Source organism: Pseudomonas sp. FW507-12TSA (assembly GCF_058781435.1).
In genome coordinates, this window is sequence record NZ_JBYSWT010000014.1 from 67,100 (window position 1) to 86,178 (window position 19,079).

Annotated in this window: 19 protein-coding genes; 6 read left to right on the top strand and 13 right to left on the bottom strand. The window is 63.1% G+C overall.

Translation table 11 applies throughout. The features are described 5' to 3' along the window. Positions 1 to 31: 31 nt before the first annotated feature. Complete coding sequence (locus AC3WK8_RS15160; RefSeq protein WP_053134161.1) at positions 32 to 514, bottom strand: glutathione peroxidase; 483 nt, start codon at positions 512 to 514, stop codon at positions 32 to 34. 121 nt (positions 515 to 635) lie between these two features. After that, positions 636 to 1,121 carry an FKBP-type peptidyl-prolyl cis-trans isomerase gene (locus AC3WK8_RS15165; RefSeq protein ID WP_022642345.1) on the bottom strand — a complete coding sequence of 162 codons (486 nt, stop codon included), beginning with the start codon at positions 1,119 to 1,121 and terminating at the stop codon, positions 636 to 638. Between AC3WK8_RS15165 and AC3WK8_RS15170 the strand changes: the two genes are divergently transcribed. Genes AC3WK8_RS15170 through yihG form a run of 3 tightly spaced genes read left to right on the top strand, consistent with a single transcriptional unit; the run spans position 1,090 to position 4,492 of the window. After that, the gene (locus tag AC3WK8_RS15170; protein WP_083456939.1) at positions 1,090 to 1,428 is read left to right on the top strand and encodes a DUF3565 domain-containing protein; all 339 of its coding nucleotides are present in this window, start codon (positions 1,090 to 1,092) and stop codon (positions 1,426 to 1,428) included. The two genes, AC3WK8_RS15165 and AC3WK8_RS15170, sit on opposite strands and share 32 nt — an antisense overlap. Before the next feature lie 58 nt (positions 1,429 to 1,486). Continuing rightward, positions 1,487 to 3,586, top strand: a complete 2,100-nt coding sequence (gene pta / locus AC3WK8_RS15175) for a phosphate acetyltransferase (RefSeq protein ID WP_022642344.1) — start codon at positions 1,487 to 1,489, stop codon at positions 3,584 to 3,586. Next, complete coding sequence (gene yihG, locus AC3WK8_RS15180) at positions 3,587 to 4,492, top strand: 1-acylglycerol-3-phosphate O-acyltransferase, YihG family (RefSeq protein WP_103325006.1); 906 nt, start codon at positions 3,587 to 3,589, stop codon at positions 4,490 to 4,492. Between the two features lie 115 nt (positions 4,493 to 4,607). Here yihG and cysN read toward each other — a convergent pair whose 3' ends face one another. The 4 genes from cysN to AC3WK8_RS15200 form a co-directional block, all read right to left on the bottom strand. After that, complete coding sequence (cysN, locus tag AC3WK8_RS15185) at positions 4,608 to 6,506, bottom strand: sulfate adenylyltransferase subunit CysN (protein WP_103325007.1); 1,899 nt, start codon at positions 6,504 to 6,506, stop codon at positions 4,608 to 4,610. A gap of 52 nt (positions 6,507 to 6,558) precedes the next feature. Continuing rightward, a complete protein-coding gene (locus tag AC3WK8_RS15190) occupies positions 6,559 to 6,900 on the bottom strand; it encodes a four helix bundle protein (protein WP_022642341.1) in 342 nt (113 codons plus the stop codon). A gap of 104 nt (positions 6,901 to 7,004) precedes the next feature. Continuing rightward, entirely contained in the window at positions 7,005 to 7,922 is a 918-nt protein-coding gene (cysD, locus tag AC3WK8_RS15195) for a sulfate adenylyltransferase subunit CysD (RefSeq protein ID WP_022642340.1), read from the bottom strand. A 213-nt stretch (positions 7,923 to 8,135) separates the two neighbouring features. Continuing rightward, positions 8,136 to 8,894 (bottom strand): Nif3-like dinuclear metal center hexameric protein, encoded by a 759-nt coding sequence (locus AC3WK8_RS15200; protein ID WP_103325008.1) that lies wholly within the window; start codon positions 8,892 to 8,894, stop codon positions 8,136 to 8,138. 103 nt (positions 8,895 to 8,997) lie between these two features. Between AC3WK8_RS15200 and algW the strand changes: the two genes are divergently transcribed. The 3 genes from algW (at position 8,998) to AC3WK8_RS15215 (ending at position 13,083) form a co-directional block, all read left to right on the top strand. After that, positions 8,998 to 10,152: a Do family serine endopeptidase AlgW gene (algW, locus tag AC3WK8_RS15205; RefSeq protein WP_022642338.1), complete on the top strand. Its 1,155-nt coding sequence runs from the start codon at positions 8,998 to 9,000 to the stop codon at positions 10,150 to 10,152. Positions 10,153 to 10,236: 84 nt separating this feature from the next. Continuing rightward, entirely contained in the window at positions 10,237 to 12,342 is a 2,106-nt protein-coding gene (locus tag AC3WK8_RS15210) for a TonB-dependent siderophore receptor (protein ID WP_103325009.1), read from the top strand. A gap of 21 nt (positions 12,343 to 12,363) precedes the next feature. After that, positions 12,364 to 13,083 carry a DUF4198 domain-containing protein gene (locus tag AC3WK8_RS15215; protein WP_178088017.1) on the top strand — a complete coding sequence of 240 codons (720 nt, stop codon included), beginning with the start codon at positions 12,364 to 12,366 and terminating at the stop codon, positions 13,081 to 13,083. Between the two features lie 90 nt (positions 13,084 to 13,173). Here the strand turns inward: AC3WK8_RS15215 and hisC are convergent, their stop codons facing one another. The 7 genes from hisC to AC3WK8_RS15250 all read right to left on the bottom strand — a co-directional run bounded on the left by hisC (position 13,174) and on the right by AC3WK8_RS15250 (position 19,075). Further along, positions 13,174 to 14,226: a histidinol-phosphate transaminase gene (hisC, locus tag AC3WK8_RS15220; RefSeq protein WP_103325011.1), complete on the bottom strand. Its 1,053-nt coding sequence runs from the start codon at positions 14,224 to 14,226 to the stop codon at positions 13,174 to 13,176. Between the two features lie 2 nt (positions 14,227 to 14,228). Continuing rightward, entirely contained in the window at positions 14,229 to 15,557 is a 1,329-nt protein-coding gene (gene hisD / locus AC3WK8_RS15225; protein WP_103325012.1) for a histidinol dehydrogenase, read from the bottom strand. 155 nt (positions 15,558 to 15,712) lie between these two features. Next, positions 15,713 to 16,348 (bottom strand): ATP phosphoribosyltransferase, encoded by a 636-nt coding sequence (hisG, locus tag AC3WK8_RS15230; protein WP_053134145.1) that lies wholly within the window; start codon positions 16,346 to 16,348, stop codon positions 15,713 to 15,715. A 125-nt stretch (positions 16,349 to 16,473) separates the two neighbouring features. Next, the gene (murA, locus tag AC3WK8_RS15235; protein WP_022642334.1) at positions 16,474 to 17,739 is read right to left on the bottom strand and encodes a UDP-N-acetylglucosamine 1-carboxyvinyltransferase; all 1,266 of its coding nucleotides are present in this window, start codon (positions 17,737 to 17,739) and stop codon (positions 16,474 to 16,476) included. 22 nt (positions 17,740 to 17,761) lie between these two features. After that, positions 17,762 to 18,001 (bottom strand): BolA family protein, encoded by a 240-nt coding sequence (locus AC3WK8_RS15240; RefSeq protein WP_022642333.1) that lies wholly within the window; start codon positions 17,999 to 18,001, stop codon positions 17,762 to 17,764. A gap of 118 nt (positions 18,002 to 18,119) precedes the next feature. Next, positions 18,120 to 18,425 (bottom strand): STAS domain-containing protein, encoded by a 306-nt coding sequence (locus AC3WK8_RS15245; RefSeq protein WP_085596302.1) that lies wholly within the window; start codon positions 18,423 to 18,425, stop codon positions 18,120 to 18,122. Beyond that, a complete protein-coding gene (locus AC3WK8_RS15250) occupies positions 18,422 to 19,075 on the bottom strand; it encodes an MlaC/ttg2D family ABC transporter substrate-binding protein (protein WP_103325013.1) in 654 nt (217 codons plus the stop codon). Before AC3WK8_RS15250 ends, AC3WK8_RS15245 begins: the two co-directional genes overlap by 4 nt. Positions 19,076 to 19,079: the final 4 nt, after the last annotated feature.

The following is a 19,079-nucleotide window of genomic DNA, read 5'->3' on the forward strand; positions in this document are numbered from 1 at the left end:
GGCAGGCCGGGCGAGCGCCCGGCGCGCGGAGTCAGCTCAGGGCTTTCTCGATGGCCTGGACCACGGCGGGATCATCGGGGGCGGTGCGCGGGGAGAAACGCGCCAGTACCCGGCCATCCTTGCCCACCAGGAACTTCTCGAAGTTCCAGGTAATGTCCCCGGGAAACTCCGCACCCTCGCCTGCCAGCAGGCGGTACAACTGGTGCCGCTCCGGGCCGTTGACCTCCAGCTTGCTGCTCAGGGGGAAAGTCACCCCATAGTTGAGGCTGCAGAATTCCTGGATCTGTTGCTCGGTCCCGGGCTCCTGCCCGGCGAACTGGTTGCAGGGCAGGCCCAGCACGTTGAAACCCTGGGCCTTGTATTGCTGGTAGAGGTTCTCCAGAGCCGCATATTGTGGCGTCAGGCCACATTTGGAAGCGACGTTGACCACCAGCACGACTTGCCCCTTGAAGGGCGCGAGCGGCAGTTCCTGACCATCCAGGGCTTTCAGTTTAAGGTCGTGAAAAGCACTCATGACGAACTCCAAATTCCCGTGTTCTTGCAGAAGACAGCCTCTCGACAGTACAGCCAAAAGCCGCAGACTAAAAAGGCGCCCGCGGGCGCCTTTCGAGTAATCCTGAGCTTAGCGCAGAAACTCAGTGGTGATGACCGCCTTCGCCATGGACGTGGCCATGGGCGACTTCTTCCTGGCTGGCATCACGGATGGCAACGACCTTGACCTGGAAGTTCAGGCGCTGGCCAGCCAGTGGGTGGTTGCCGTCGACGGTCACGTCGTCGCCGTCCAGGTCACGGATGGTGACGATCTGCATCTGGCCATCCGGAGCGGAAGCGTGGAACTGCATGCCCACTTCCAGCTCGTCGACGCCTTCGAACATGCTGCGGCTCAGGGTGCTGACCAGTTCGGCAGCGTATTCGCCGTAGGCGTCTTCAGGTTCCACGGCAACCTTCAGCTCGTCACCGACCTGCTTGCCTTCCAGGGCCTTTTCCAGGCCCGGGATGATGTTACCTGCGCCGTGCAGGTAGACCAGCGGGGCGCCGCCGGCAGAGCTGTCGATGACCTCACCAGCGTCGTTGGTGAGGGTATAGTCGATGGAGACAGCCTTATTGGCGGCGATCAGCATGGGGCGAGACCTTTTGCATAAGAATGAAGAACGTCCAAGTTTAGCGAAGCAATCGCGCGAAAGCGAACGGAACCCGGACAAACGGAATATGCAGCAGCCCCCGACAATCTGCGGTTTCCACCAGGACGAGGACGGCCACTGGGTGGTCGAACTGTCGTGCGGCCACACCCAGCACCTGCGCCACCAGCCACCATGGCAGTCACGCGCCTGGGTCCTGGACCCGGCGCGGCGGGCAGAAAAAATAGGCCGGCCCTTTGCCTGTGGCTGGTGTGCGCAGGACGCCGGAAACGATAATCTTAGCCCCTGACTAGCGCGGCAGACGGCCATAGACCGTCGCCCTTGCCATGCACCCTTCGAGAATTCGCATGCAAACTTTCTTCATCGCACCCACCGATTTTGGTGTGGGCCTGACCTCCATCAGCCTCGGGCTGGTACGCACCCTGGAGCGCGCCGGCCTCAAGGTCGGTTTCTTCAAGCCCATCGCCCAACCGCACCCGGGCGACACCGGCCCCGAACGCTCCACCGAGCTGGTGGCCCGCACCCACGGCCTGAAACCGCCGCAACCCCTGGGCCTGGCCCATGTAGAGCGGATGCTGGGCGATGGCCAGCTGGACGAGCTGCTGGAAGAAATCATCACCCTCTACCAGCAGGCGGCCATCGGCAAGGATGTACTGGTCGTGGAGGGCATGGTGCCGACCCGTGCCGCCAGCTACGCGGCCCGGGTCAACCTGCACCTGGCCAAGAGCCTGGATGCCGAGGTGATCCTGGTCTCGGCCCCGGAAAACGAAGTGCTCACCGAACTGTCCGGGCGGGTCGAGCTGCAGGCGCAGTTGTTCGGTGGCCCACGGGATCCGAAGGTGCTGGGGGTGATCCTCAACAAGGTGCGCACCGACGAAAGCATCGAGGCGTTCAGCGCCCGCCTGAAGGAACATTCGCCGCTGTTGCGCAGTGGCGACTTCCGCCTGCTGGGCTGCATTCCGTTCCAGCCGGAGCTCAATGCCCCGCGCACCCGCGACGTGGCCGACCTGATGGGCGCCCAGGTACTCAACGCCGGGGACTACGAAACCCGGCGCATGACCAAGATCATCATTTGCGCGCGCACCATGCGCAACACCGTGGAGCTGCTCAAGCCCGGAGTGCTGGTGGTGACCCCGGGCGACCGTGACGACATCATCCTCGCCGTGAGTCTCGCGGCGATCAACGGCGTACCGCTGGCCGGCCTGCTGCTGACCAGCGGCACCCTGCCCGACCCGAAGATTATGGACCTGTGCCGTGGAGCGCTGAATGCCGGCCTGCCGGTGCTGTCGGTAAGCACCGGCTCCTACGACACCGCCAACCAGCTCAACGGCCTGAACAAGGAAATCCCCATCGATGACCGCGAGCGTGCGGAAATCATCACCGACTTCGTCGCCAGTCACCTGGACGCCGACTGGCTGCACCAGCGCTGTGGCACCCCGCGGGAAATGCGCCTGTCGCCGGCGGTGTTCCGCTACCAGTTGATCCAGCGCGCCCAGCAAGCCGACAAGCGCATCGTCCTGCCCGAGGGCAGCGAGCCCCTGACCGTGCAGGCCGCCGCCATCTGCCAGGCCCGCGGCATCGCCCGCTGCGTGCTGCTGGCCAAGCCGGACGACGTCCACGCCGTGGCTCGGGCCCAGGGCATCGAGCTGCCCGAGGGCCTGGAGATCCTCGATCCGGACCTGATCCGCGAGCGATATGTCGAGCCCATGGTGGCCCTGCGCAAGAGCAAGAGCCTGAACGCGCCGATGGCCGAGCAGCAACTGGAAGACCCAGTGGTGATCGGCACCGTGATGCTGGCCCTGGACGAGGTCGACGGCCTGGTTTCCGGGCTCGTCCACTCCACCGCCAACACCATCCGCCCGGCCCTGCAATTGATCAAGACCGCGCCGGGCTGCACCCTGGTGTCCTCGGTGTTCTTCATGCTGTTTCCCGAGCAGGTGCTGGTCTACGGGGACTGTGTGATGAACCCCCACCCCAGCGCCAGCGAACTGGCGGAGATCGCCCTGCAGAGCGCCGATTCGGCAGCGGCCTTCGGCATCTCGCCACGGGTGGCGATGATCAGCTACTCCAGTGGCGACTCGGCCAGCGGCGAAGAAGTGGAGAAGGTCCGCGAGGCCACCCTGCTGGCCCATGAAGCCCAGCGCTCGCTGTTGATCGACGGCCCGTTGCAGTACGACGCCGCCGCCAACGAGAACGTCGCCCGGCAACTGGCCCCCAACAGCCAGGTCGCGGGCAAGGCCACGGTGTTCGTGTTCCCCGACCTGAACACCGGCAACACCACCCACAAGGCGGTGCAACGCAGCGCCGATTGCGTGAGCCTGGGGCCGATGCTGCAAGGCCTGCGCAAGCCGGTGAACGACCTGCCGCGCGGCGCCCAGGTGGACGACATCGTCTACACCATCGCCCTGACGGCGATCCAAGCTGCCAACCGACCCATGGATGCCTGAATGCTGGACTTTCTACCGGGTGCCGTACGCGGCACCATCGCCTCGCTGCTGCTGGCGCTCAACACTATTTTGCTGTGCTCGTTCCTGTTCTGCGTGGCGCTCTTCAAGGCCTTGCCGTTGCGCCTCACCCAGCGTTTCAGCCACTGGTTGATGAACCACACCCACGAGGCCTGGATCAGCAACAACAAGGCCTGGATGCAGCTGGTCTGCCGCACCCGCTGGCACGTGCAGGGCCTTGAAGGCCTGGATTACCAGCACTCCTACCTGGTCACCAGCAACCACCAGAGCTGGGTCGATATCCTGGTGCTGCAGTACGTGCTCAACCGGCGTATCCGCCCGTTGAAGTTCTTCCTCAAGCAGGAACTGATCTGGGTGCCGGTGATCGGCCTGGCCTGGTGGGCCCTGGGCTTTCCCTTCATGAAGCGCTACTCCAAGGCCTACCTGGAAAAGCATCCGGAAAAAAAGGGCAAGGACCTGGAAACCACCCGCAGGACCTGCGCGAAATTCCGCAGCAATCCGGTAGGTATCTTCAACTTCGTCGAGGGCACGCGCTTCACCGAGGCCAAGCATGCCCAGCAGCGATCGCCATTCAAGTACCTGCTCAAGCCCAAGGCCGGCGGCATCGCCTTCGTGCTGGATGCCATGGGCGAGCAGCTGCAATCGATCGTCGACGTGAGCATCCACTATCCGGCCGGCCGCCCGGGGTTCTGGGACTTGCTCAGCGGCAAGCTCAAGGACGTGGTGGTGCGTTTCGAAGAAGTGTCGATTCCCCAGCAGTTCATCGGGCGCAACTACGAACAGGACGCGGTTTATCGGCAGGCCTTCCAGGACTGGATCAACCAGCGCTGGCAAACCAAGGACGCGCTGCTCGAGCAGCTGCACCGGGAATATCCGGGCAAGCGATGAAGCGCCTGCAAGGGTCGCTTCGCGTTCGAACAGACACAAAAAAGCCCGCAGACAGTCACCTGTCCGCGGGCTTTTTCTTGCAGCTTGAAGCTAGAAGCTCGCCGCTGCCCTTACCTTAGATCGCGCCGCGCTTGCGCAGCAGATCCAGCACTTGCTTGACGCCCTCTTCCAGCGACACGGACTGGGTGTCGATCACCAGATCGGCATCCAGCGGCACGTCATAGGGGAAGGACTCGCCCGGAATGTTGTCGCCACCGGCGGCATAGAGGCCCTGGGGATCACGCTGGGCGCATACGGCTGGCGAAGCCTGGACATAGACCGTCAGCAGACGCTCCTTGCCGATCAGCCCCTTGACCTGCTCGCGACCTTCGGCACTGGGCGCCACGAACGCCGCCAGGGTCAACAAGCCCGCCTCGTTGAACTGACGGGCAACGTGAGCCGCACGCCGCCAGTTTTCGGTACGCCCGGCGCGATCCTGGGGCAGGCCCTTGTTCAGGTCGTGACGCAGGTTCTGGCCGTCGAGGACGAACACCGCCCGCCCCATGTCGAACAGCTTGCGCTCCACGGCATAGGCCAGGGTGCTCTTGCCTGCGCCCGACAGGCCGCTGAACAGCACGGTGGCCGGCTGCTGGCCGAAGCGCTGGGCACGCTCCTCGGTGGCGACATGGGCCAGCTTGCCATGCTGGGAGGCGCTGCCGTGGGCCACAGGCTGGGCGATGATCATGCCGGCGCCAACGGTGCCGTTGGTCAGGCGATCGATGACGATGAACGCGCCCGTGGTGCGGTTGCTTTCATAACCATCCAGGGCGATCGGCGCGTCGAGGCTGACCTTGACCTTACCGATCTCGTTCAGTTGCAGGGCGCTGGCAGCACCCTCTTCCAGGGTGTTCACATCGACCTTGTGAACGATGCTGGCGATCGAACCCGGCACATAGCTGGTGGCGCGCTTGATGTCGTATTTCTTGCCCGGCAGCATCGGCTCCTCGGCCATCCATACCAGCATGGCTTCGAAGTTCTCGGTCACCGGCGGCACGTTGTCGGCATGCACCAACAGGTCGCCCCGGGAGATGTCGATCTCGTCCTCCATGGTCAGGGTCACGGCCTGGCCGGGACCGGCCTGCTCCAGTTCGCCTTCGAAGGTGACGATGGACTTGACCCGGCTGCTCTTGCCCGAAGGCAGCACCACCACTTCGTCGCCCTTGTGCACGATGCCGCTGGCCAGGATGCCGGCGAAACCGCGGAAGTTCAGGTTCGGACGGTTGACGTACTGCACCGGGAAACGCAGGTCGGTGAAGTTGCGATCGCCGGAAACCTCCACGGTCTCGAGGATTTCCATCAGCGACTGGCCGGTGTACCACGGCGAACGCTCGCTGCGGTTCACTACGTTGTCGCCCTTGAGCGCCGACATCGGCACGAAGTGCAGGCTGGTGGGCTGGATCTTCAGGCCCTTGGCGAACTGCAGGTAGTCGGCCTTGATCGACTCGAACACGTCCTGGTCGAACCCCTTGAGGTCCATCTTGTTGATGGCCACGACGATGTGCTTGATCCCCAGCAGGGAGGCGATGTAGCTGTGCCGGCGAGTCTGGGTCTGCACACCGTAGCGGGCGTCCACGAGGATGATCGCCAGGTCGCAGGTGGAGGCGCCGGTGGCCATGTTGCGGGTGTACTGCTCATGGCCCGGGGTGTCGGCGATGATGAACTTGCGCTTGGCGGTGGAGAAGTAACGGTAGGCCACGTCGATGGTGATGCCCTGCTCGCGCTCGGCCTGCAGGCCATCCACCAGCAAGGCCAGGTCGATGTCGTCACCGGTGGTGCCGACCTTCTTCGAGTCACGGGTGATGGCTTCCAGGTGATCTTCGTAGATCATCTTCGAGTCGTGCAGCAGGCGCCCGATCAGGGTGCTCTTGCCGTCATCCACGTTGCCGCAGGTAAGGAAGCGCAGCAGTTCCTTGCGTTCGTGCTGGCCCAGGTAGGCGAGGATGTCCTCGCTGATCAGATCGGATTGGTGGCTCATAGCGTCAAGCTCCAAGCTGTAAGCTTCAAGCGGCAAGCTTGTCGGCGTACAGCTAGTCAGAAATTTTTTTGATCAAGCCGCTGAGCATCTTCGATAGCTCGCGGGTTTCTTTAATCCAATTCTCAGCCAGCGGGTTCGCGATGTAGGCAATTTCACGAGCGATAAGGATTTGAGTCCGGAGTTCGCCGCAAGAAGCTTTCGCAATCCAGAGAAAATGGACTTTCTCTCTATTGCTACGACGCTCCATGCCCTCGGCAATATTGGAAGGCACCGAAAGAACAGAGCGAGTGATCTGGTCCTTGAATCCAAAGTCCCCGCACTGCGCAAACTCTTTATAAATCCCCACCGCCAAAGCTTTGCTTCGCTGCCAAACAATCAGTTTCTCGAAATCCATGACGAGTGTTCCGATTCCGGCTCGCAACAACCGGCTGCAAGCAACAAACCACGACGTTACGCATACCGCCTTTAACTTGCTGCTTGCCGCTTGTAACTCGAAGCTTAAAAGTACCCTTGGCGTTTTTTGTCTTCCATCGAGCCTGCGCCATCGTGGTCGATGACCCGGCCCTGGCGCTCCGACGTACGGGTCAGGAGCATTTCCTGGATGATGTCGGTCAGGGTCTCGGCTTCGGACTCGACCGCGCCCGTCAACGGGTAGCAGCCCAGGGTACGGAAACGCACTTTCTTCTTGACGATGCGCGCCTTCTCCTCATCGCTGAGGTGTTCGAGGATGCGCTCGTCGTCGATCATGATCAGGGTGCCGTTCTTCTCGATCACTTCACGCTCGGCGGCGAAGTACAGCGGCACGATCGGGATACCTTCCAGGTAGATGTATTGCCAGATGTCCAGCTCGGTCCAGTTGGACAGCGGGAACACACGGATCGACTCGCCCTTGTTGACCTTGCCGTTGTACACGTTCCACAGCTCGGGACGCTGGTTCTTCGGGTCCCAGCGGTGCTTGCTGTCGCGGAACGAGTAGACGCGCTCCTTGGCGCGGGACTTCTCTTCATCGCGGCGAGCCCCGCCGAACGCGGCGTCGAAGCCGTGCTTGTCCAGGGCTTGCTTGAGGCCCTCGGTCTTCATGATATCGGTGTGCTTGGCACTGCCGTGGGTGAAGGGATTGATGCCCTGGGCCACGCCATCGGGGTTGACGTGGGTAATCAGGTCCAGGCCCATTTCCTCGACCATGCGATCGCGGAACTTGTACATCTCCTGGAATTTCCACCGGGTATCGACGTGCATCACCGGGAATGGCAGCTTGCCGGGGAAGAACGCCTTGCGGGCCAGATGCAACATCACCGCAGAGTCCTTGCCGATGGAGTACAGCATCACCGGATTGTCGAACTCGGCCGCCACCTCGCGGATGATGTGGATGCTTTCCGCCTCCAGCTGTTTCAGATGCGTCAGTTTGTCGACCATGGCTACTCACGAAAGCTTTCTTATGGACGGCCTGCGGGCCGTGTTCGAGCGGGGCATGCTAGCACAGCGGCCTTCTTCTAATCAGGGAGCCAAATAGAACGAAACGGTATATGAATATACCCGCCCGTTCGCTGGTTCCGGGCCCTGCCGATGCGGCCGCAAGCGGCGATCGACACCGGCGGGGCCCACCGGGAAAGACCTGACGAAATGCCGTCAGATCGGGTTCGGGCAATCGATGAACAGGTGCTCCAGGGCGAAGCGCCGGGCCAGGTAGTCACCCAGAGCCTGCACGCCGTAACGCTCGGTGGCATGGTGGCCGGCAGCGATGAAACTGATGTCGTTCTCCCGGGCGCTGTGGAAGGTCTGTTCCGAAGCCTCGCCACTCAGGTACAGGTCGACCCCGGCCTGCACCGCCTGGTCGATGTAACCCTGGCCACCGCCAGTGCACCAGCCGACCCGGCGGATCATCTCGCTGCCTTCCACCAGCAGCGGTTCGCGGCCCATCGCTTCCTGTACCCGGCGGGCGAAGTCCCGCGCAGTGACGGGCTCGTCCAGGGAACCCACCAGCCCCACGACCTTGGGGTTCTCCGGATCCAGCGGGCCTTCCACGGTTATGTCCAGTTGCCGGGCCAATTGCACGTTGTTGCCCAATTCCGGATGCAGGTCCAGGGGCAGGTGATAGGCCAGCAGGCTGATGTCATGCTTGAGCAGGGTCTTCAACCGGCGCTGCTTCATGCCGGTGATGCAAGGGTTCTCGCCTTTCCAGAAATAGCCATGGTGGACCAGCACCAGGTCGGCCTTGGCCTCTACTGCCGCGTCCAGCAACGCCTGGCTGGCGGTGACTCCACTGACGATGCGCATGACCTGTGGACGCCCTTCGACCTGCAGGCCATTGGGGCAATAGTCGGCGATACGCGAACTGCCCAGGTAGCGATCCGCTTCTTCTACCAGTGTGCTCAGGGCAACGGCCATGAAAGACTCCTAAATATCCCGTCCAGAGGCGCGTGCGGCCTCGTATAATGCGCGACATTATGGGGCCGTGCGCAGCCCTTCGTAACCACCCAGGACTTGCCCGATGCTCAAGGCTCTGCGTTTTTTCGGCTGGCCACTACTGGCCGGCGTGCTTATCGCGTTGTTGATTATTCAGCGTTACCCGCAATGGGTCGGCCTGCCCAGCCTGGATGTGAACCTGCAGCAAGCGCCGCAAACCACTGGTACCCAACAGGGCCCGGTGTCCTACGCCGATGCGGTGATCATCGCCGCCCCTGCGGTGGTCAACCTGTACACCACCAAGGTGATCAACCGGCCGGCCCACCCGCTGTTCGAGGACCCGCAGTTCCGACGCTTCTTCGGTGACAACCTGCCCAAGCAGCAGCGCATGGAGTCGAGCCTGGGTTCCGGGGTGATCATGAGCCCCGAAGGCTATCTGCTGACCAACAACCACGTGACCTCCGGCGCCGAGCAAATCGTGGTGGCCCTCAAGGACGGCCGGGAAACCCTGGCCCGGGTCATCGGCAGCGACCCGGAAACCGACCTGGCGGTACTCAAGATCGACCTGAAGAACCTGCCCTCGATCACCGTCGGCCGCTCGGAAAACGTCCGCGTCGGCGATGTCGCCCTGGCCATCGGCAACCCGTTCGGGGTAGGCCAGACCGTGACCATGGGCATCATCAGCGCCACTGGCCGCAACCAGCTGGGCCTGAACAACTACGAAGACTTCATCCAGACCGATGCGGCGATCAACCCGGGCAACTCCGGCGGCGCCCTGGTGGACGCCAACGGCAACCTGACCGGCATCAACACCGCGATCTTCTCCAAGTCCGGCGGCTCCCAGGGCATCGGCTTCGCCATCCCGATCAAGCTGGCCATGGAAGTGATGAAGTCGATCATCGAACACGGCCAGGTCATCCGTGGCTGGCTGGGAATCGAGGTGCAGCCGCTGACCCAGGAGCTGGCGGAGTCCTTCGGGCTGGCCGGGCGCCCGGGCATCGTAGTGGCGGGGATCTTCCGCGATGGCCCGGCGCAAAAGGCCGGCATGCAACTGGGCGACGTGATCCTCAGCATCGATGGCGAACCTGCCGGCGACGGCCGCCGCTCGATGAACCAGGTGGCCCGGATCAAGCCCACCGAGAAGGTGGCGATCCAGGTCATGCGCAACGGCAAGGAACTCAAGCTGACCGCCGAGATCGGCCTGCGACCGCCTCCCGCGCCAGTCAAGGAAGAGGAATGATGTGAGCCCGGCCATGCCGGGCTAACAATATACATTCTCATTGGTCATGTTATATTGTTTCAATATCGCTATTGGAACAGCCCCATGACGCCCCGAAGAATCTTCCCCCTGGCAGGCCTGGCCCTGGGCCTGCTGGCCGATCCCGTATACGCCGAAGAACCGCAGCCGGTGGAACTGGAAACCATCCGCATCAGCGGCGAGTCCGAATCCGCCACGGGCCCGGTGAAGGGCTACCGGGCCACCCGCTCCGCCAGCGCCACCAAGACCGATACGGCGATTCGCGAGATCCCGCAGTCCATCAGCGTGATCCCCGCCAGCGTGCTCCAGGACCTGGGCAGCAGTAACGTCGAGCGGGCCCTGGACTTCGCCGGCGGCGTCTCGAAGCAGAACAACTTCGGCGGCCTGACCTTGTATGAATACAGCATCCGCGGGTTCACCACCTCGGAGTTCTACAAGGACGGCTTCAGCGCCAATCGTGGCTACCCCAGCACCCCGGACGCCGCCAGCATCGAACGCATCGAAGTGCTCAAGGGCCCGGCCGCCAGCCTCTACGGCCGTGGCGACCCCGGGGGCACGGTGAACATCGTCACCAAGAAGCCCCAGCCGCAGGCATTCACCACCCTGCGCACCAGTGCCGGTAGCTGGGATCGCTACCGCACCGAACTGGACCTCAACACCCCGCTGGATGCCCAGGGCAACCTGCTGTCGAGGGTCAACCTGGCGGTGGAGGACAACCACAGCTTTCGCGAGCACGTCGACAGTCGCCGGGTGTTCGTCGCCCCCTCCTTGAGCTGGCAGTTGAACCCGGATACCAGCCTGCTGCTGGAAAGCGAGTTCGTTCGCCACAGCTCGACCTTCGACCGCGGCATCGTCGCCCCCGGCAACCGCTGGAATGGCGTCTCGCGCTCGACCTTTCTCGGCGAGCCCAGCGACGGCAACATCGACAACCACAACAGCATGCTTCAGGCCAGCCTGGAACATCACCTCGACGACAACTGGAAGCTGCGCCTGGCCAGCCACTACAAGGAGGGCAAACTGTGGGGCTTCGCCTCGGAAACCCGCCCCTTGAATGCCGACCGGCATACCGTCGACCGGCGCTACCGCGAGCGCGACAATAACTGGCACGACAGCATCACCCAGCTGGAACTGCGCGGCCTGTTCGACCTCGGCAGCTGGCAACATGAGCTGCTGATCGGTAGCGAATACGAGAACTACCGCAAGAACGAGCGGGTCACCGCCATTGCTGGCAGCCCCTATGCCATCGATATCTACAACCCGGTCTACGGCCAGGCCAAGCCCGACGGCAAGCGCTCCGGCACTGACTTTTTCGAGCACGTCGAAAGCCGCGCCGTGAACCTCCAAGACCAGATCGTCTTCAGCGAACGCCTGCGCGGCATGCTGGGCGCGCGTTTCGAACATTTCGAGCAACGGATCGACGACCACGCCACCGGCAAGCGCAGCCGCCAGAACCACGACGCCCTGACCCAACGCGCCGGGCTCCTGTATCAACTGACTCCGCAGCTCGGCGTATTCGCCAACGCCTCCACCTCGTTCAAGCCCAACAATGGGCTGGATGCCGCCGGCAAGACCTTCAAACCCGAGGAAGGCGTCGGTTATGAAGTGGGGATCAAGAGCGAACTGTTCGACGAGCGCTTGAGCGCAACCCTCGCCGCTTTTCATATAGACAAGGAGAACGTCCTGGCCCTGGATCCCGGCACCGATTCCAGCCGCGCCATGGGCAAGGCCCGCAGCCAGGGCTTCGATTTGCAATTCAGTGGCCAGTTGAGCGACGCGGTACGGGTGATCGGCGCCTATGCGCTGATCGATGCCGAAGTCACCAAGGGCGACCAGGCAATTCCCGCCGGCAGCCGCATTCTCGGGGTCGCCAAGCACAGTGGCAGCCTGCTGGGGGTCTATGAATTCCAGGACGGTCGCCTCAAGGGCTCGGATATCGGCGCGGCCCTGACTTATGTCGGCGACCGTTCGGGCGAGGCCGGAGGCCGCTTCGAACTTCCCGCCTACCGTACCCTGGACCTGCTGGCCCACTACAAGGCCAGCGACAACCTGACCCTGGGCCTGAACCTGAACAACCTGTTCGACGAGAAGTACTACGAGCGCTCCTACAGCAACTACTGGGTCACCCCGGGAGAACCGCGCAACTTCACCGTCAGCCTGACACTCAACCTGTAGAAGGGAACCACCATGCAATCGATGCAAACCATTGTCCTGCTGGGCCTGCTCGGCACCCTAGGCACCACCCAGGCCGTGGCCCATGGCCTGTGGACCGAACAGCGACGCGGCAACATCGAGGTGGTGTACGGCCATGGCGCCGAGGACGATGCCTTCAAGCCGCGCAAGATCAGCGGCGCCTGGGCCTATGACAGCCTGGGAAGGATGATCCCGGTGACGGTGCAACGCCTTGCCGATCACGCCCGGCTGCAACCGCTCAAGCCTCCAGCTGTGCTGGCGGTCGCCCTGGACAACGGGCCCTGGTCGCAAACCGCCGACAAACAGTGGATCAACCAGGGACGTAGCCAGGTGCCTGGCGCCATCGCCTCGACCCATACCTTCAAGTACAGCCTGGCGATCTATCAGCCCGGAACGAAGCTGCCCAGCCTCGATCAGCTCAAGCTGGTGATCGTGCCCGAGACCGATCCGCTGTTGGTGGGCCCCGGCAAGAGCCTGCCGGTACGGGTCCTGCTCGACGGCCAGCCGGCGGCGGGAGTGAAGCTGGTGGGGGATTACCGCAATGCACCCAATACCCTGAGCACCGAGACCGATGCCCAGGGCCGCGCCCAGGTACTGGTGCGCAACGAAGGCTTGAACGTGATCGCCGCGCAGGTCGAGGTGCCGCTCAAGGACAACCCCGACGCGGCCTCCCGCGGCCTGTTCAGCTCCCTGACCTTCCTGGGACAACCGCACCACGAATAAGAGCAGCCGCAGGCTGCAGTGGCAAAGCGGCAAGCCTTTAGCTGCAAGCGAGAAGCCCCAGGCACATGCTCAGGGCTTCCAGCTTGCCGCTTAGAGCTGCCCCAATCCGTCGACCAGGGCCTGGTTCTGCTCCGGCGTGCCGATGCTGATCCGCAGGAACTGGGCGATCCGCTGCTGCTTGAAGTGACGCACGATCACGCCTTGCTCCCGCAGCTTGGCTGCCAGGCCCGCGGCATCGTGTTGCGGGTGGCGGACAAAGATGAAGTTGGCCGCCGAAGGCAGTACTTCGAAACCCTTGGCCTGCAACTGCGCCACCAGCCATTCGCGACTTTCAATTACCTGCTGGCAAGTCTTCTGGAAGTACTCGCGATCTTCGAAAGCCGCGGCCGCACCGACGATCGCCAGGCGATCCAGGGGGTAGGAGTTGAAGCTGTTCTTGACCCGTTCCAGGGCCTCGATCAGGTCCGGATGCCCTACCGCCAGGCCCACCCGCAAACCCGCCAGGGAACGGGACTTGGACAGGGTCTGGGTCACCAGCAGGTTCGGGTAGCGATCCACCAGGCTGATGGCGGTCTGGCCACCGAAATCGATGTAGGCCTCATCCACGACCGCCACCGAATCGGGGCTGGCCTTGAGGATCTGCTCCACCGCCTCCAGGGCCAACAGGCAACCGGTAGGCGCATTCGGGTTGGGGAAAATGATGCCGCCATTGGGCTTGGCGTAGTCGGCCACGCGGATCTGGAATTGCTCGTCCAGCGGCACCGCCTCGAAATCGATGCCATACAGGCCGCAATACACCGGATAGAAGCTGTAGCTGATGTCCGGGAACAGCAGCGGCAGGTCCTGTTGCAGCAGGCCATGGAAGATGTGCGCCAGGACTTCGTCGGAACCGTTGCCGAGGAACACCTGGTTGGCCTGCACCCCGTAGTAGCTGGCCACCGACTGCTTGAGCAGGTCGCTGTTGGGATCGGGGTACAGCCGCAGGTTATCGTTGAGCTCGGCCTGCATCGCGGCCAGGGCCTTGGGCGACGGGCCATAGGGATTTTCGTTGGTGTTGAGCTTGACCAGCTTGGTCAGCTTGGGTTGTTCGCCCGGTACGTAGGGCACCAGGTTCTTGACGAACGGACTCCAGAATTTGCTCATGCTCATTGCCCCTGATCTTGGTCGTCGACGATACGGTATTCAGCGCTGCGGGCGTGGGCGGTCAGCGACTCGCCACGGGCCAGCACCGAGGCCGTACGGCCCAGTTCGGATGCGCCCTGCTCGGAACAGAAGATGATCGACGAGCGCTTCTGGAAGTCATACACCCCCAGCGGCGAGGAAAAACGCGCGGTGCCGGAAGTCGGCAGCACGTGGTTCGGGCCGGCGCAGTAGTCGCCCAAGGCCTCCGAAGTGTGGCGGCCCATGAAGATCGCCCCGGCGTGGCGGATCTGCCCCAGCCAGGCTTGCGGGTCGGCCACCGATAGCTCCAGGTGCTCGGGAGCGATGCGGTTGGCCACCTCGATGGCTTGCTGCATGTCGCGGACCTGGATCAGCGCACCCCGGCCATTGATCGAGGTGTTGATGATCTCGGCCCGCTCCATGGTCGGTAGCAGCTTGGCGATGCTGGCGGCTACCCGATCGAGGAACTCGGCATCCGGGCTGACCAGGATCGCCTGGGCATCCTCATCATGCTCGGCCTGGGAAAACAGATCCATGGCGATCCAGTCCGGATCGGTCTGGCCATCGCACACCACCAGGATCTCCGAGGGACCGGCGATCATGTCGATACCGACCTGGCCGAATACATGCCGCTTGGCGGTGGCCACATAGATGTTGCCCGGACCGACGATCTTGTCCACCTGGGGCACGCTCTGGGTGCCATAGGCCAGCGCGGCCACGGCCTGGGCGCCACCGATGGTGAACACCCGGTCGACCCCGGCGATGCAGGCGGCGGCCAGCACCAGCTCGTTGACCTCGCCACGAGGAGTCGGCACCACCATCACCACCTCGGAGACACCGGCAACTTTCGCCGGGATGGCGTTCATCAGCACCGAAGACGGATACGACGCCTTGCCACCCGGTACATACAGGCCGGCACGGTCCAGGGGCGTGACCTTCTGGCCGAGCACGGTGCCATCGGCCTCGGTGTACTGCCAGGAGTCCTGCTTCTGCCGCTCATGGTAGACGCGCACGCGGTTGGCGGCCTTTTCCAGGGCCTCGCGCTGTACCGGAGTGATGCGGGTCAGGGCCAGCTCCAGGCGGGCACGGTCGAGGATCAGGTCATCGATGGCCTTGGCCTGGACGCCATCGAAACGCTGGGTGAACTCCACCAGCGCCGCGTCACCACGCTCGCGCACGGCCTTGATGATGTCGAGCACACGCTGGTTGACCGCGTCGTCGGACACGCTTTCCCAGCTCAGCAGATGATCCAGATGTCGGGCGAAATCCGCATCGGCAGCGTTGAGTCGGCGAATTGCAGTGGGAGCGGTCATAGCGAAGGCCTCATTGATTGGCGAATGCACAAAAGGACAAGCTTGGTTTTGCATGACTCAGGCGCCGCAAGACTACCAGGCCATCCGCGTGGGCACCTGAGCATGCTGGGTATGACGCGGATAGATGGGCGCGGCTCGTGGGCCACGCATGTGAGTCAGCCGCGGTGTCGCGATTCCACTGCCTTGCGCAGGGTATCGATGAGCAACTGGATGCGGGCGTGCTGCATCTTCATGGATGCCTTGTTGACCACCAGGCGGGAGCTGATGGTAGCGATCAGTTCCTGGGGTTCCAGGCCATTGGCTCGCAGGGTATTGCCGGTATCGACCACGTCGATGATCTTGTCCGCCAGGCCGATCAGCGGTGCCAGCTCCATGGAACCATAAAGCTTGATGATGTCCACTTGGCGGCCCTGCTCAGCGTAGTAGCGCTTGGCCACGTTGACGAACTTGGTGGCGATCCGCAGGCGGCCCTTGGGCTCCTGGGCACCGATGGCGCCGGCAGTCATCAACTTGCACTTGGCGATCTGCAGGTCCAGCGGCTCGTACAGGCCCTGGCTGCCGTACTCCATCAGGACGTCCTTGCCGGCCACCCCGAGATCGGCGGCGCCATGCTCGACATAGGTCGGCACGTCGGTGGCACGCACGATCAGCAGGCGTACATCGTCCTGGGTCGTGGGGATGATCAGTTTGCGGCTCTTGTCCGGATTCTCGGTTGGCACGATGCCCGCTTCAGCCAGAAGCGGCAGCGTGTCGTCGAGGATACGGCCCTTGGACAGTGCGATGGTCAACATGAGTAACGTAAGTCCTTATGCGGCGACTGATGCCCGGACGCAAACGGCGCCAGACATGCGTCGAGCCTGAAGACAGGCTCGACGTGGAACAAGAATCTGTGGCACCTCCCTGTGCCCACGGCAGGCTAGCCCGGTACGCGGCGGATCTTCGCGCCCAGCATCTGCAGCTTCTCTTCGATGCACTCGTAGCCACGGTCGATGTGGTAGATGCGATCGATCAGGGTATCGCCTTCGGCCATCAGGGCCGAGATCACCAGGCTGGCCGAAGCCCGCAGGTCGGTGGCCATCACTGGCGCGCCCTTGAGCAGGTCGGCGCCGGTGACGATGGCGGTGTTGCCTTCGACCTGGATCTTGGCGCCCATGCGGTGCAACTCGTACACGTGCATGAAGCGGTTCTCGAAGATGGTCTCGATCACCGCGCCAGTGCCCTCGGCAATCGCGTTCAGGGAAATGAACTGCGCCTGCATGTCGGTCGGGAAAGCCGGGTATGGAGCGGTACGCACGTTGACCGCCTTGGGGCGCTTGCCGTGCATGTCGAGCTCGATCCAGTCGCTGCCGGTGGTGACTTCGGCGCCCGCTTCCTTGAGTTTTTCCAGTACGGCTTCAAGGATGGTCGGATCGGTATCCTTGACCTTGACCCGGCCACCGGTAACGGCGGCGGCCACCAGGTAGGTGCCGGTCTCGATACGGTCGGGCATGACCTTGTAGGTGGCCGAGTGCAGGCGCTCGACGCCATCGATGGTGATGGTGTCGGTGCCGGCGCCGGAGATCTTCGCGCCCATGGCGATCAGGAAGTTCGCCAGGTCGACGACTTCGGGTTCGCGGGCGGCGTTCTGCAGCACGCTGCGGCCCTTGGCCAGGGCAGCGGCCATCATGATGTTCTCGGTACCGGTCACGCTCACGGTATCGAAGAAGAAGTTCGCGCCACGCAGGCCGCCTTCGGGGGCACGGGCCTTGATGTAGCCGCCTTCGACGTCGATCTGCGCGCCCATGGCTTCCAGGCCGCGGATGTGCAGGTCCACCGGTCGCGAGCCGATGGCGCAGCCGCCAGGCAAGGCCACTTCGGCTTCACCGAAGCGCGCGACCATCGGGCCCAGCACCAGGATCGAGGCACGCATGGTCTTGACCAGTTCGTAAGGCGCCACCAGGGTCTTGATGGTCCGCGGGTCGATCTCGACGCTGAGTTTCTCGTCGATCACAGGCTCGATGCCCATGCGACCGAACAGCTCGATCATGGTGGTGATGTCGTGCAGGTGCGGCAGGTTGGCCACGGTGACCGGGCCATCGCACAGCAGGGTTGCCGCCAGGATAGGCAGCGCGGAGTTCTTGGCCCCGGAAATGCGGATCTCGCCATCGAGGCGTGCACCGCCGGTAATAATCAATTTATCCATAAGAGTCTCGACGCCCTTGGGCTCAGGTGCGCTCGGCCCAGGCCGCGCGGCTGAAAAATTTCATGGTGATCGCGTGGATGCTGCCATTGGCAATCCATGGATTCAAATGGGCATAGATGCTCTGCTGACGCTTAACCGGGCTCAAGGCCGACAGTTCGTCGCTAATCACGTTCAGCTGAAAGTTGCAGCCTTCGCCCTCAACTTCTACCTGAGTTCCGGGCAGCTTTCCCTCGAGAAAGCTCTTCACTTCGTTGGCCTGCATGCTCAACCTCAATCGGCGCCCTGTGCGCGCGGGTCGGACATCATACAAAAAAGCCCCGCGCCTGCGAACCCCGCATAAGCAGGACTCTGACGGGGGGCTTTGCGTGACCCTGTGGCGACTAGGGCTGCGCGAGGATCTCGGTCACTCCGGACACCTCGGCGATCTCCTTCATGCCGTCCGGAAGCGCATGCACGCTCACGGCCTTGCCCAGCGCCTGGGCGTCACGCATGAAGGCCAGCAACAAGGCCAGGCCGACACTGCTGGAGCGCTCTACCGCCGAGCAGTCGAGCACCAGCGCCGGGGCCTGGCTCGACTTGATCAGCGCCTGGCCCTGCTTGCGCAGGCCCGGGCCGCTGCGATAGTCCAGCACGCCGCTGATCAACAGCTCCCCGGCGGTACCGAGGCGTACGCCCGCCTCGCTCATTGCTCGGCCTTTGGCGCAGCGTTGTCGGTAGCTTCCTTGGCCTTGGCCACTTCGCCGGCCCAGCCGTCGATGGTCTTGTCCAGGTTGTTGCCGTTGCGCTGCATGGCATCGGCGAACTGATCGCGGAACAGCTTGCCGATATTGATGCCATTGATGATCACGTTACGAATTTTCCACTCGCCGCTGATCTTCTCCAGGGTGTAGGACACCGGGTAGATCGCCCCGTTGTTACCCTTGACCTGCATGTCGACGCTGGTACGGGTACCGCTTTCATCCTTGGGAGGAGAAATGGTGATGCCCTGGTTGTTGTATTCCAGCAGCGCGTTGCCATAGAACTGGATCAGGCTGCGCTTGAAGTTCTCCTGGAAGCGCGCCATCTGCTCCGGGGTGGCCTTGCGCGAATACTTCACGGTCATGATGCTGCGGGAGATGCCATCGGCGTCCACCGCAGGGCCGACAATACCGTTCAGGGAGTTGTAGAAGTCGTTCGGGCTTTGCTTGTACTTCTCTTTATTGGCGGCAAGATCGGCCAGCAGGCGGTTGGTAGTGTCCTGCACCAGGTCATGGGCGGAGGTCGGGCTTGCCGCATTGGCCAGCAACGGCAGCGCAGCGAATAGCACCAGCAGGCCACGTCGCAAGATAGAAATCATCGAA